Genomic DNA, 12,828 nt, shown 5'->3' on the forward strand with positions numbered 1-12,828 from the left:
CCACGGTCGTCCCGACGGTCACCGCCACCGGAGCGGAAGCCGCCCGAGGGACGGTCCTCACGACGGTCGTTGCTGCCGCGGAACGACGGACGGTCGTTGCTGCCGCGGTAGCCGGTCCCACCGGAGGGACGGCCACTGCGCTCGCCGGTGCCGCGGTCGTTGCCACCGCGGTAACCGCCGCGGTCGCCACGGTCGTCACGGCGGTTGAAGCTGCCCCGGTCGTCGCGACGGTCGTCGCGCGCGGCCGGCTGCTCCGGCACGGACGCCGCTGCGATGAGCGCCGCCTCGGCCTCGGCGGCCACCTCGGCCACCGCCGCCTCCGGGTCGTCGCCCCGCTCGCGGGCGGCACGGGCGACCAGACGGTCGGCCTCCTCGCGCAGCTCGACGGCACGGCGCTGGACGCGCTCCAGCTGCTTGGTGAGGTCGGCGGCCTCGCGCTCGGCCTGCTTGGCCGCGTTGTTCGCGGAGTCGGCCTGGACCTCGGTCAGCGAACGCGCACCGGTGATCTCGGCGACCTCGGGCTCGAAGACGCCCGCGCCCTGGACGATGTGGCGCGAGGCGTCGACGCCCGCGTCCTCCATCAGACGGAAGATCTGACGGCGCTGGTGCGGAAGCGCCAGCGAGACGACGACACCGGACTTGCCGGCGCGGGCGGTACGGCCCGAGCGGTGCAGGTAGTCCTTGTGGTCGCCGGCCGGGTCCACGTTGAGGACGAGGTCGATGCCGTCGACGTGGATGCCGCGGGCGGCGACGTCGGTGGCGACGAGGGCGTTGACGTAGCCCTTCTTGAAGTCCTCGAGGACGCGGGTACGAGCGCCCTGCGTCATACCGCCGTGCAGCGCGTCGGCCTTCACACCGGACTCGACGAGCTGTTCGGCGATGCGGTCGGCGCCCAGCTGGGTGCGGACGAAGATGATCGTGCGGCCCTTGCGGGCGGCGATCGCGGCCGTGACGGGCGCCTTGTCCTTGGGCTTCACGACGAGGACGTGGTGCGACATGGTCGAGACGTTGCCCTGGGCGGAGTCGACCTCGTGGGTGACCGGGTTGCTCAGGTAACGCTTGACCAGCGTGCCGATCTCGTTCTCCATGGTGGCGGAGAAGAGCATGCGCTGGCCGCCGCCGGGGATCTGGTCGAGCAGCTCGGTGACCTCGGGCAGGAAGCCCAGGTCGGACATCTGGTCGGCCTCGTCGAGGACCGCGACCTGGACGTTCTCCAGGGAGCAGGCGCCACGGTTGATGATGTCGCGCAGACGGCCCGGGGTGGCGACGAGGACGTCGACACCGCGCTCCAGCGCGTAGATCTGGTTGCCCATCGACGTACCGCCGCAGACGACCTTCATCTTCAGTCCGAGGACGTCGCCGTAGGGCTGCAGCGCGTCGGCCACCTGCATCGCCAGCTCACGGGTCGGCGTGAGGATGATCGCGCGGGGCTTCTTCTTCTCGGTGTGACCGCCGGCCAGCGAGGCCAGGGTCGGCAGACCGAAGGAGAGCGTCTTACCGGAGCCGGTACGGCCGCGGCCGAGGATGTCCTTGCCGGCCAGGGCGTCCGGGATGGTCGCGGCCTGGATCGGGAAGGGGGCCGTCACACCGTTCTGCGCGAGCTTGCGGACGATGCCCTCGGGCAGCCCGAGCGAGGCGAAGGTGATGCTCGGCTCGGCGTCCTTCTCGGACCCGGCCTCGTCGGACTTCTCGGAGGCGGCCTCGTCGGAGTTCTCCGTGGCGGGGCTCTCCGCGATCGGGGCCTCCGTCGCGGGGGTCTCGTCGGTCGCCTCGGGGGCCTGGGCCGCCACTACGGCCTCGGCGGCCTCCACGACCTCGATGTTCTCGACGTCGTTCTCGGACATGACGGTGTGGTCAGAACTGGAAATTGACATGCGAAATGCGAAACCTTCCGGAGTCTCGGCACGCGCCCGTAACTCCGTGTTTTCGCAATTTCGACCGCCTCAATGCGGTCCAGCCACGGCAAGGGAGAGTACGCGCCACACGGCGCTCTTCTGTGTCGGCGCCGGGCATAGGATCAAACGATCTACTACCATACGCACCCTCCCCCCATTCGTGCAAACCGGGTCCCTCCCGACCCCGCTCACACCGGCGCGACCTGCGGTGATACCCGGGGAGTGGGCCACACCTCGATCCGCCCCGGCGCCCCCATCGCATCTGTACGGGACTGCGCGGCCGGCGAGGCCGACGGCTGCTCCGGCGGCGACGAGGGTTCCGGCTCGGGCGAGGGCGAGGGCTCCTCGGGAGTGACCGGCACTGGAGGCGGCTCACCCGGACCCGGCACGCTGGGCTCCGGGGCGGGCAGCGGGCCGCCCCGGGTCGGTTCCGGGGTGCCGGGGCCGCCGGGCTCCGGGCGGGTGCCCTTCGGTCCGGCCGAGGGAGCGCGGCGCGAGGCCTCGGCGTCCGGCTTACGGGAGGGACCCCGGTCGGACTGTGCCTCGGCACGGCCACCGCCCGGTCCCGACCGCCCGGTGCCGGACACGGTGCCGCCGTCCGGACGGTCCGGCGCACCTGTCTCGCCGGCGGTACGCGAAGGTGCCGGCTGCCCGGCGTCGTCGCCGACGCTCACACAGCCTGTGGACGCGGCGATCGTCAGCACGGTGACGGCTGCCCGGCGGACGCGGGCGGACAACTGGCGCACGGGATGGCACCTCCGGGGAGGAGAGACGGCGGGAAGGGGAGAGCGATGTGTCCAACTCCCCCGCACCCGCCGGGGACACGCCCCGCCACAACACCCGCACACTCGCCGGCCGGCGTGTGTCACCCGCCAGGGCCCCCGAAGCCCCCCGCGAGCTCCGCCCCCAGGAACACGGCCCCGAGCCCCACCAGCAGGGACGCCAGGACATTGGCGCCGGCCAGGAAGCCGCGGCCCGTCTCGGCCAGCCGCAGAGTCTCGTACGAGAACGTCGAATACGTCGTCAGCGCCCCGCACAGCCCCGTACCCAGCAGCGCGTACACCGGTGAGGACACCGTGGCTCCCGTCAGTACGCCGAGCAGCAGGCTGCCCGCCGCGTTCACGGTGAAGGTCCCCCAGGGAAAGACGTACGGCCTCCCCGGACCGGGCCGCGCCTGCACCACACGGTCCGTCAGATAGCGCAGCGGCGCCCCGGCCGCGCCCCCGAGGACGATCAGCAGCCAGTTCACGCCGCCCGCCACCGGCGGTCCGCCAGCGCCCGGGTGAGCGCGGCCGACCCCCACACCGCGCCGAGCGCCGCCACGGCCGTCGCCGCCGCGTACGCCATCGCGGTGGCCACCTCCTGACGCGCCAGCAGCCGGGCCACATCGGCCGCGTACGTCGAGAACGTGGTGAACCCGCCGAGCACCCCGACCCCCAGGAAGGGCCGCACCAGCGGATGGGTGATCCTTCGCCGCTCGGCGGTCAGCACCATCAGCACACCGATCAGGGCGCAGCCCGCCACATTGACCGCGAGGACCGCCCAGGGGAAGCCGTCATCGGCGGTGGGCCAGGCGAGGGACGCCGCGTACCGCGCCGTGGCCCCGGCCGCGCCGCCCGCCGCGATCACCGCCAGGACCCGCCACTTGCCCGCGCCCGCGGTCTCGTCGCGCTGCGCCGGTACGGAGAGGTCGACATCCGGGTCGACGACGGGCCGCTCGGGCGGTGGGTCCTGGGTGCTCACCCGTACCCCAGCTCGTGCAGCCGTTCGTCGTCGATGCCGAAGTGGTGGGCGATCTCGTGGACCACGGTGATCTCCGTCTCGGCGACCACGTCCTCGCGGGTCTCGCACATCCGCAGCGTCGGCCCCCGGTAGATGGTGATCCGGTCCGGCAGCACCCCCGCGTACCACTCACCACGCTCGGTGAGGGGCGTGCCCTCGTAGAGTCCGAGCAGCTCCCGGTCCTCCGGGTCCTCCGGCTCCTCCTCCACGAACACCGCGACGTTGTCCATCAGCCGCATCAGCTCCGGCGGGACCCGGTCAAGAGCCAGGCTCACCAGCTCTTCGAACTCCTCGCGCGTCATCTCCAGCACCCGGCCATTGTCACGTACGCCGGGCGGGAACGGGCGGGCCGCACCCGCCCGGGTGGCCACCCGCCCGGCCCACAGCACCCCGCCGTCCCGCATGCCCGCCGCCCGATCGGGGCATACGCGCCCAATGGCACGCCCGTTCCACGCCGCAGCCGTCCGTGTCCGCCGCCTCTTCCGCTCCCGCTCGCGCGCCACAGCCCCCGCCGGCGTACTCGCCCCCGCCGCGCACCCCTGGAAGCGGGCCTTCGGCCTGCTGGCCGTGGTCGTGCTGGGCGCCTGGCTCGGGCTGCTGGTCGTCGGCAGCGTGCGTACGCCGGTGGGGCCCATGGACACCACCATGACGCTGCGCCCCTCGGCGGTCGGCGGCACCAAGATCAACGTGTCACCGCTCGGCGCCCTGGAGCTGGACTCCCACCACGCCCCGGTCCGCCTGGACGTGGACGTCGACCAGCTCGACCCGGAGCGCTCCCAGGCCCTGGTCAAGCACCCGGAGCGCCTCTCGGGCCTCCAGGACGAGGTCACCGACGACGTCGCCACCGGCACCCGGGAGCTGGCGGTCCGCTCCTGCGTGGCCGTGGTCTCCGGCGCCACCGCCCTCGGCCTCGTCGTCTACCGGCGACCGCGCCGCGCCCTGGCCGCCGGAGGCCTCGCCCTGGCCCTGCTGGCCGCTTCGGGCGTCAGCGCCTACGCCACCTGGAACCCGAAGTCCGTCCTGGAGCCGAAATTCTCCGGACTGCTCTCCAGCGCCCCCTCGGTCGTCGGCGACGCCCGCTCGATCGTCACCGAATTCGACGTCTACCAGCAGGAACTGGCCCGGCTCGTCACCAACGTCACCAAGCTGTACGACGCCACGTCCACGCTCCCCGTGTACCAGCCGGACCCGGCGACCATCCGGGTTCTGCACGTCTCCGACATCCACCTCAACCCCGCCGCCTGGCACATCATCGGGTCGCTCGTCGAGCAGTACGAGATCGACGTGATCATCGACTCGGGGGACACGATGGACCACGGCACGGCCGCCGAGAACGGCTTTCTCGACCCCGTCCGCGACCTCGGCGCCCCCTATGTGTGGGTGAGGGGCAACCACGACTCCAGGCAGACCCAGGACTATCTGCGGAAGACCAGGAACGCGTACGTACTGGACGAGGGCCACGCCGTGAGCGTCGCCGGGGTGCGGATCGCCGGCACCGGCGACCCCCAGTTCACCCCCGACCGCTCACGCCCCACCGGCGGCAAGGCCTCCGAGCAGCTCGCGGGCATGCGCCTCGCCTCGGCGATCCGCGACCAGAAGCGGGCGGGCACCCCGGTGGACATCGCGGTGGCGCACGACCCGAACGCGGCGCGTGAGACGGACGGCACGGTCCCGCTGGTCCTGGCCGGCCATGTGCACCACCGGGTCAACGAACTGCTGCCCCTGGGTACGCGGCTGAAGGTCGAGGGCTCCACGGGCGGCGGCGGGCTGCGCGCCGTGCAGAACCAGAAGCCCGAGAAGGTGCGCGCCTCGGTGCTCTACCTGGACCGCCCCACCCGGCATCTGCAGGCCTGGGACGAGATCACCCTGGGCGGTCTGGGTCTGACGACGGCCGAGGTCAGCCGCCATCTCCCGGAGGAGAACCTGAAGAATCCGGCCCCCTCACCGAGCGCCTCGACGGCCTCGCCGTAGGGCAGGACCAAACCGTTTTGGCGATAGCTCCCCACACCCCGTATGCTTCTCACGTCCCCGACGCGCTGGAAAGCGCGCAGGTGGGCCCTTAGCCCTCATCGTCTAGTGGCCCAGGACGCCGCCCTTTCAAGGCGGTAGCACGGGTTCGAATCCCGTTGGGGGCACGCTTTACAGTGTGCGAGACTTGTCTCGCACATTAGCTAGGTCCTGTGGAGCAGTTTGGAGTGCTCGCCACCCTGTCAAGGTGGAGGCCGCGGGTTCAAATCCCGTCAGGACCGCTGCAGCCCGTAATGAGCTGCGTGGCTGGGTAGCTCAGTTGGTACGAGCGATCGCCTGAAAAGCGATAGGTCGCCGGTTCGATCCCGGCCCCAGCCACCACCCGAAAGCCCCGTCCCCCGGACGGGGCTTTCGCCGTACTCACTCGGCGTCACGCCGCCGCCGCACCGCCTGCACGGTCAGTCCGAGCAGCACGACGGCCGCCACGGCCGTGAGCGCCGCCCCGTCCGGCACCCGCTCGCCGAGGCGCTGGGCCCACTGCTCGACGGCGAACGAGTCGTCCACGTCCAGGAGTCCGGGGAGCGCGGTCGTCCCGTCGTACACGAGGAAGAGCACCCCGAGCCCGACGAAGAACAGGCCGGAGAGCAGCGTGGTGCTGTGCAGTTCGAAGCGGCCGGCCCGCAGCGGCCTGCCGCGCAGCCAGGCCCGGCGGCCGAGGTCGAAGCGTTCCCAGAGCAGGGCGAGCACGAACAGCGGAACGGCCATGCCCAGCGCGTAGACGGCGAGCAGCAGTCCGCCGTATACGGGGCTGCCGCTGACGGCGGCCACCGTGAGGACGCTGCCGAGGATGGGGCCCGCGCAGAAGCCGGCCAGCCCGTAGACCGCGCCCAGGGCGTAGACGGAGAGGGCTGTGGTGGGCCGGATACGGCCGCTGATGGCCGCGATCCGCCGGGAGGCGAAGCCCAGCCCGACGATCTGGGCGAGGCCGAGCCCGATGATCAGCCAGCCCGCTCCGAGGACGAGCGCGTCACGGTGCCCGTAGAAGAGCCGTCCGGCGTACGAGCCGGCGGCACCGAGCGGGACGAGGGTGGTGGCGAGACCGGCGTAGAAGATGCCCGTACGCGCCAGGAGCCGTGAGGCGGAGTCGACGGAGTACGCGAAGAAGGCCGGGAGCAGCAGGGCGCTGCACGGGCTGACGAGGGCCAGGAGGCCACCGAGGAGGGCGGCGAAGTAGCCGATGTCCGGGGTCACTTCGCGGGGTCCCCGGCGCTGCCGACGTTGGCTTCCTCCGCCGCCGCGTCCTCGATGGCCTCGGTGAAGACGGCCATGGGCTGGGCGCCGGACAGGGGACGGCCGTTGATGAGGAAGGACGGGGTGGACGTGGCGCCGATCCCGTAGGCCTGCTCCCGGTCCTCGCGGACCGCCTCGGTGGCGGCCGCGCTGTCGGTGTCGCGCGCGAAACGGTCGAGGTCCTTCACGCCGGCCTGCCGGGCGAGGGCCCTGAGGCGGTCCTTGCCGAAGCCCTTCTCCTTGGCGTCCTCGGCGAAGGCCGCCCGGTGGAAGGCCCAGAAGCGGTCCTGCCGGCCGGCCGCCCAGGAGGCGCGTGCGGCGGCCTCGGACTCCTCGCCGAAGATCGGGAAGTTGCGCCACTCGATGCGCAGGGTTCCGTCCTCGACGTACCTCTTGATCAGTTCCGGCTCGGTGTCCCGGGCGAACTTCCCGCAGTAGCCGCACTGGAAGTCGGCGTACTCGATGAGGACGACGGGGGCGTCGGTGCGGCCCTGGGCCAGCTTGTCGCCGGCGTCGCGCCGGGCCAGTCCCGCGAGCTCCTCGTAGACCTCGGGGTCCGGTCCCGCGGTCGTGGCGGCTGCCGGGGTGTCGGAGGCGGGTGCGTCCGGGGCGGTCGCCCGGTAGGAGACGAAACCGAGCAGCCCGGCGGCGAGCACGACGACGAGGCCGAAGAGCATCGGCTTCCTCGCGGACGAAGGCTTCTTCGCCGGGGACGGCTTGTTCGCGGAGGGCGAGGGGCGGGCTGGCGTGGGCATGCGGCGCTCCGTGCGGGTGCGGTGCGGGGAGGGCGAGCGGGGTCCGCGGGAGGAACGCGGGTCGCCCTGCGAGGGGAACGGATGATCAGTTGCCCGAAATGGTACGTGCTGTGACGCCGAGGTCCCGCTCGGTGACCGGAGGGCGTCTCGGGGCCCTCCCGGGAGAGGTGTGACACGGCCCGGACGAAATAGGTTCGCCAGTCCTCGCGCCCGGGTGAGATCCTGGGATCCGTATGTCTACTTCCTTCGCCGATCTCCAGTCCCAGCTCGGGCAGCTCTCGCTCCGCGACGCGCACCGGCTCGGCCGCCGTCTCGAGGGTGCCCGCCGCATCCGCAAGCCCGAGGCCCGCCAGTCCGTGGTGGACGAGATCGCGGCCGAAGCCGGGAAGGCAGCCGAACGGCTCGCGGGACGCGCCGCGCGGATGCCCGCCCTGTCGTACCCGGAACAGCTCCCGGTCAGCCAGAAGAAGGACGAGATCCTGGAGGCGATACGCGACCACCAGGTCGTGATCGTCGCGGGTGAGACCGGCTCCGGCAAGACCACGCAGATCCCCAAGATCTGCATGGAGCTGGGGCGCGGCGTCCGGGGCATGATCGGGCACACCCAGCCCCGCCGGATCGCGGCACGCACGGTCGCCGAGCGCGTCGCGGACGAGCTGAAGACCCCGCTCGGCGAGGCCGTCGGCTGGAAGGTGCGCTTCACCGACCAGGTGAACCCGGACGCGACCTTCGTGAAGCTGATGACGGACGGCATCCTGCTGGCCGAGATCCAGACGGACCGCGAGCTCCTCGCGTACGACACGATCATCATCGACGAGGCCCACGAGCGGTCGCTGAACATCGACTTCCTGCTCGGCTATCTGGCCCGCCTGCTGCCCAAGCGCCCCGATCTCAAGGTTGTCATCACTTCGGCGACCATCGACCCGGAGCGCTTCGCCAAGCACTTCGGCGAGGCACCGATCGTGGAGGTCAGCGGCCGGACGTATCCGGTGGAGGTGCGCTACCGACCTCTCCTGGAAGAGGACTCCGACGACTCCGACCGCGACCAGATCACCGCCATCTGCGACGCCGTCGACGAGCTGGATCACGAGGCGCCCGGCGACGTCCTGGTCTTCCTCTCCGGGGAGCGGGAGATCCGCGACACCGCGGACGCGCTGAACAAACGCAACCTCAGACACACCGAGGTGCTCCCCCTCTACGCCCGCCTCTCGCACGCCGAGCAGCACCGGGTGTTCCAGCGCCACACGGGGCGCAGGATCGTTCTGGCGACGAACGTCGCCGAGACCTCGCTGACCGTCCCCGGCATCAAGTACGTGATCGACCCGGGCAACGCCCGCATCTCCCGCTACAGCCACCGCACCAAGGTCCAGCGGCTGCCGATCGAGCGCATCTCCCAGGCCAGCGCCAACCAGCGCAAGGGCCGCTGCGGCCGCACGTCGGACGGCATCTGCATCCGGCTGTACTCCGAGGACGACTTCGTCACGCGTCCGGAGTTCACCGACCCGGAGATCCTGCGGACCAACCTCGCCTCCGTCATCCTCCAGATGACCGCGGCCGGCCTGGGCGACATCGAGAAGTTCCCCTTCATCGACCCGCCGGACCACCGCAACATCCGCGACGGCATCCAGCTGCTCCAGGAGCTGGGCGCGCTCGACCCGGCCGAGAAGGACCCGAAGAAGCGGCTCACCCCGCTGGGCCGCAAGCTCTCCCAGCTGCCCGTCGACCCGCGCCTGGCCCGCATGGTCATCGAGGCGGAGAAGAACGGCTGCGCCCGCGAGGTAATGGTCATCGCCGCGGCGCTCTCCATCCAGGACCCGCGTGAGCGGCCCGCGGAGAAGCAGACCCAGGCCGATCAGAACCACGCCCGCTTCAAGGACGAGACGTCCGACTTCCTGGCGTTCCTCAATCTGTGGCGCTACATCCGGGAGCAGCAGAAGGAGCGGGGCTCCTCCAGCTTCCGGAGGATGTGCAAGCAGGAGTACCTGAACTTCCTTCGTATCCGCGAGTGGCAGGACATCTACGCGCAGCTGCGCACGGTGGCCAAGCAGATGGGCATCGAGGTCAAGGAGTCCTCGACGGGCGCCGACGCGCCGGAGCAGTCGGTGCACACCTCGCTGCTGGCGGGGCTGCTGTCGCACATCGGGCTGAAGGACACGGAGAAGAACGAGTACGTGGGCGCGCGCAGCGCCAAGTTCGCGATCTTCCCGGGTTCCGCGCTGTTCAAGAAGCAGCCCCGGTTCGTGATGTCGGCGGAGCTGGTCGAGACGTCCCGGCTGTGGGCGCGGGTCAACGCCAAGATCGAGCCCGAGTGGATCGAGCCGCTGGCGCAGCACCTGCTGAAGCGCACCTACAGCGAACCGCACTGGGAGAAGGACCAGGCGGCGGTGATGGCGTACGAGCGGGTCACGCTCTACGGGGTACCGATCGTCGCCCAGCGCAAGATCAATTTCGGCCGTATCGACCAGGAGGCGTCGCGGGATCTGTTCATTCGCAACGCCCTGGTCGAGGGCGACTGGCGGACCCACCACCAGTTCTTCCATGACAATCGCAAACTCCTCGGCGAGGTCGAGGAGTTGGAGCACCGTGCGCGGCGACGCGACATCCTCGTGGACGACGAGACGCTCTTCGACTTCTACGACCGGCGGATTCCGGAGCACATCGTCTCCGGGGCTCACTTCGACTCCTGGTGGAAGCACAAGCGCCGTGACGAGCCGGACGCGCTCGACTTCGAGCGCTCGATGCTCATCAACGAGAAGGCCGGCACCGTCACCAAGGACGACTACCCGGACTCCTGGCGGCAGGGGAAGCTCAAGTTCCGGGTGACCTACCAGTTCGAGCCCGGCGCGGACGCCGACGGTGTGACCGTCCACATCCCGCTGCAGGTGCTCAACCAGGTCACCTCCGAGGGCTTCGACTGGCAGATCCCGGGCCTGCGCGAGGAGGTGGTCACGGAGCTGATCCGCTCGCTGCCCAAGCCGATCCGCCGGCACTACGTCCCCGCCCCGAACTACGCGACGAAGTTCCTGGAGCGCGCGGTGCCGCTCCAGGAGCCGCTGCCGCAGACGCTCGCCCGTGAGCTCCAGCGGATGGTGGGCGTCCCGGTCACGGCCGACGACTTCGACCTGTCCCGGGTCCCGGACCACCTGAAGATCACCTTCCGGATCACCGACGAGCGGCGGCGCAAGGTCGCCGAGGCCAAGGACCTGGAGGCGCTGAAGGTCCAGTTGCGCCCCAAGGCCCGTCAGGCCCTCTCCCAGGCCGCCGCGGCCACCGCGGGGCCCTCCGGTGAGTCCATCGAGCGTTCGGGGCTCACGGACTGGACGATCGGCACCCTGGACAAGGTCTTCGAGACCCGGCGCGCAGGCCAGCCCGTGAAGGCGTATCCGGCCCTCTCCGACCAGGGGAAGACCGTCGCCGTACGGCTCTTCGACACGGAGGCCGAGCAGCAGCAGGCGATGTGGCGCGGCACCCGGAAGCTGATCCTGCTGAACATCCCGGTGAACCCCGCGAAGTTCGCCTCCGACAAGCTCACCAACCAGCAGAAGCTGGCGCTGTCGCGCAATCCGCACGGCTCGATCCAGGCACTCTTCGACGACTGCGCGACGGCGGCGGCCGACCGGCTCATCGCCGCGCACGGAGGCCCGGCCTGGGACGAGGCGTCGTTCCGGAAGCTGTACGACAAGGTGCGCGCCGACCTCGTGGACCTCACCGTCCGCACGATCGGCCAGGTGCAGCAGATCCTGGCCGCCTGGCAGGCCTGCGAGCGCCGGCTGAAGTCGACGAACAGCCTGGTCCTGATCAACAACGTCACGGACGTACGGGACCACCTGGCGCGCCTCGTGCCGCCCGGGTTCGTCACCGCGACCGGACTGCGCAGACTGCCCGACCTGATGCGCTATCTGGTCGCCGAGGACCGCAGGCTCCAGCAGATGCCGACGAACGTCCAGCGCGACACCACGCGCATGGAGAAGGTCCACGAGATGCAGGACGAGTACGCCTGGCTGCTCGAACAGCTGCCCCAGGGACGGCCGGTGCCCCAGGAGGTCCTGGACATCCGCTGGATGATCGAGGAGCTGCGGGTGAGCTATTTCGCGCACGCCCTGGGCACCGCGCAGCCCGTCTCGGACAAGCGGATCGTGAAGGCGATCGACGCCGCTGCCCCGTGAGCGGGCACCCTGCGGGGCCGTGACGACGTCCGCACGGTGAGTGAGTTCGACCTGGCCCTCGGACCTCCTGTACAGTCTGGATTCGCAGCAGGCCGCAAGGCAGGCAGCGAAAACCTGGTCCTGTGGAGCAGTTTGGAGTGCTCGCCACCCTGTCAAGGTGGAGGCCGCGGGTTCAAATCCCGTCAGGACCGCAGTAGACGGAAGCCCGGATCCCCTGGATCCGGGCTTCCGTGCTTCTTGACGCCGACTCCTGCCGCGGGTAACCCCGTAGGACGGAGTCCGTCCCTCTTTCCTCGATGCGGGGCGGCCGGGTCCACCGGGAGGCCGCACGCATGTCTGCGCCCACGGAAAAGCACGAGACCCGCGCACTGTTGCGCGCCCATCTGGCGGCCGCCTCCGGCTACCGCCACCTCACCCGGCACTGTCCGATCTGCCACCGCCTGCTGCGGCTCGCCATGGAGCCGCTGACGGCCCCACAGGAGCCGCGCACGGCACGGCAGGCCGGCAACGCGACCGGGCCGCCCCCGTCCCCGGAGACCGCCACCGACGCCCCCGCACGGGGAACCTCCGCCGGGGCGGCGCCGCCGGAGGACGAGACGGCCGGTACGGGAGCCCCCACGCGTCACCCCGTGGACGAAAGTCCTCCCACGACATGACCATCTGCCGCAGCCGGACGCCCTTCCGCAGTGGCAGGCTCGTAGTAGGCAAGACCGCGATGGTGTGACGGGAGTCACTGAATCAGTTTTACGTGGGGGGTACTTTACGCACTTCCTACAACTGGCGAATTTAATATGTGCAATTGCACTGCCCTGAAAGTACATCCCGGACCGTTCCGCCCGAGCTGCCCCACGACGCCAGGGACCCGGGCGAACAGTCCCGAACACCCCCGACCGGAGTCGCACACAGCCGCCCCGCAAACCGACCCGTCGGCAGGTTCGGGCGCCCGGCAGGACCGTTCGGACACCCCTCGGA

At 70.8% G+C, this 12,828-nt stretch carries 10 protein-coding genes and 4 tRNA genes; 7 read left to right on the forward strand and 7 right to left on the reverse strand.

The window, feature by feature from the left end:
• From ACZ32T_RS35220 to ACZ32T_RS35240, 5 genes are all read right to left on the reverse strand, one after another.
• A partial coding sequence (locus tag ACZ32T_RS35220; protein ID WP_467371481.1) for a DEAD/DEAH box helicase occupies nucleotides 1-1,844 on the reverse strand: 1,844 nt, incomplete at its 3' end.
• Between the two features lie 239 nt (nucleotides 1,845-2,083).
• Complete coding sequence (locus ACZ32T_RS35225) at nucleotides 2,084-2,641, reverse strand: hypothetical protein (RefSeq protein WP_467371483.1); 558 nt, start codon at nucleotides 2,639-2,641, stop codon at nucleotides 2,084-2,086.
• A 119-nt stretch (nucleotides 2,642-2,760) separates the two neighbouring features.
• Nucleotides 2,761-3,144, reverse strand: coding sequence for a fluoride efflux transporter FluC (locus tag ACZ32T_RS35230; protein ID WP_467371485.1), 384 nt, complete (start codon nucleotides 3,142-3,144; stop codon nucleotides 2,761-2,763).
• Complete coding sequence (locus ACZ32T_RS35235; protein WP_467273073.1) at nucleotides 3,141-3,638, reverse strand: fluoride efflux transporter FluC; 498 nt, start codon at nucleotides 3,636-3,638, stop codon at nucleotides 3,141-3,143. The genes ACZ32T_RS35230 and ACZ32T_RS35235 overlap by 4 nt, the downstream gene beginning before the upstream one ends.
• The gene (locus ACZ32T_RS35240) at nucleotides 3,635-3,988 is read right to left on the reverse strand and encodes a metallopeptidase family protein (RefSeq protein WP_015578045.1); all 354 of its coding nucleotides are present in this window, start codon (nucleotides 3,986-3,988) and stop codon (nucleotides 3,635-3,637) included. Before ACZ32T_RS35240 ends, ACZ32T_RS35235 begins: the two co-directional genes overlap by 4 nt.
• Nucleotides 3,989-4,112: 124 nt before the next feature.
• On the opposite strand from ACZ32T_RS35240, the gene ACZ32T_RS35245 reads away from it, so the two are divergent.
• The 4 genes from ACZ32T_RS35245 (at nucleotide 4,113) to ACZ32T_RS35260 (ending at nucleotide 6,026) form a co-directional block, all read left to right on the forward strand.
• Complete coding sequence (locus ACZ32T_RS35245) at nucleotides 4,113-5,648, forward strand: metallophosphoesterase family protein (RefSeq protein WP_467371487.1); 1,536 nt, start codon at nucleotides 4,113-4,115, stop codon at nucleotides 5,646-5,648.
• Nucleotides 5,649-5,739: 91 nt separating this feature from the next.
• Nucleotides 5,740-5,812 (forward strand) — tRNA-Glu (locus ACZ32T_RS35250).
• 39 nt (nucleotides 5,813-5,851) lie between these two features.
• Nucleotides 5,852-5,926 (forward strand) — tRNA-Asp (locus ACZ32T_RS35255).
• Between the two features lie 23 nt (nucleotides 5,927-5,949).
• Nucleotides 5,950-6,026, forward strand: a tRNA-Phe gene (locus tag ACZ32T_RS35260).
• Between the two features lie 39 nt (nucleotides 6,027-6,065).
• Here ACZ32T_RS35260 and ACZ32T_RS35265 read toward each other — a convergent pair.
• Both ACZ32T_RS35265 and ACZ32T_RS35270 read right to left on the reverse strand, forming a co-directional pair.
• Nucleotides 6,066-6,896 (reverse strand): cytochrome c biogenesis CcdA family protein, encoded by an 831-nt coding sequence (locus ACZ32T_RS35265; RefSeq protein ID WP_467273075.1) that lies wholly within the window; start codon nucleotides 6,894-6,896, stop codon nucleotides 6,066-6,068.
• Nucleotides 6,893-7,690 carry a DsbA family protein gene (locus ACZ32T_RS35270; protein WP_467273076.1) on the reverse strand — a complete coding sequence of 266 codons (798 nt, stop codon included), beginning with the start codon at nucleotides 7,688-7,690 and terminating at the stop codon, nucleotides 6,893-6,895. Before ACZ32T_RS35270 ends, ACZ32T_RS35265 begins: the two co-directional genes overlap by 4 nt.
• A gap of 233 nt (nucleotides 7,691-7,923) precedes the next feature.
• Between ACZ32T_RS35270 and hrpA the strand changes: the two genes are divergently transcribed.
• The 3 genes from hrpA to ACZ32T_RS35285 all read left to right on the forward strand — a co-directional run bounded on the left by hrpA (nucleotide 7,924) and on the right by ACZ32T_RS35285 (nucleotide 12,512).
• The gene (gene hrpA, locus ACZ32T_RS35275) at nucleotides 7,924-11,856 is read left to right on the forward strand and encodes an ATP-dependent RNA helicase HrpA (RefSeq protein ID WP_467371489.1); all 3,933 of its coding nucleotides are present in this window, start codon (nucleotides 7,924-7,926) and stop codon (nucleotides 11,854-11,856) included.
• 116 nt (nucleotides 11,857-11,972) lie between these two features.
• Nucleotides 11,973-12,047, forward strand: a tRNA-Asp gene (locus ACZ32T_RS35280).
• Nucleotides 12,048-12,188: 141 nt separating this feature from the next.
• A complete protein-coding gene (locus tag ACZ32T_RS35285; protein WP_467371491.1) occupies nucleotides 12,189-12,512 on the forward strand; it encodes a DUF6274 family protein in 324 nt (107 codons plus the stop codon).
• Nucleotides 12,513-12,828: the final 316 nt, after the last annotated feature.

Source organism: Streptomyces sp. NPDC023573 (assembly GCF_055559735.1).

Bases quoted from the DNA above. Each gene is read 5' to 3' on its own strand.
- hrpA (WP_467371489.1), top strand. From the start codon at position 7,924: ATGTCTACTTCCTTCGCCGATCTCCAGTCCCAGCTCGGGCAGCTCTCG.
- ACZ32T_RS35270 (WP_467273076.1), bottom strand. From the start codon at position 7,690: ATGCCCACGCCAGCCCGCCCCTCGCCCTCCGCGAACAAGCCGTCCCCG.
- ACZ32T_RS35285 (WP_467371491.1), top strand. From the start codon at position 12,189: ATGTCTGCGCCCACGGAAAAGCACGAGACCCGCGCACTGTTGCGCGCC.
- ACZ32T_RS35245 (WP_467371487.1), top strand. From the start codon at position 4,113: ATGGCACGCCCGTTCCACGCCGCAGCCGTCCGTGTCCGCCGCCTCTTC.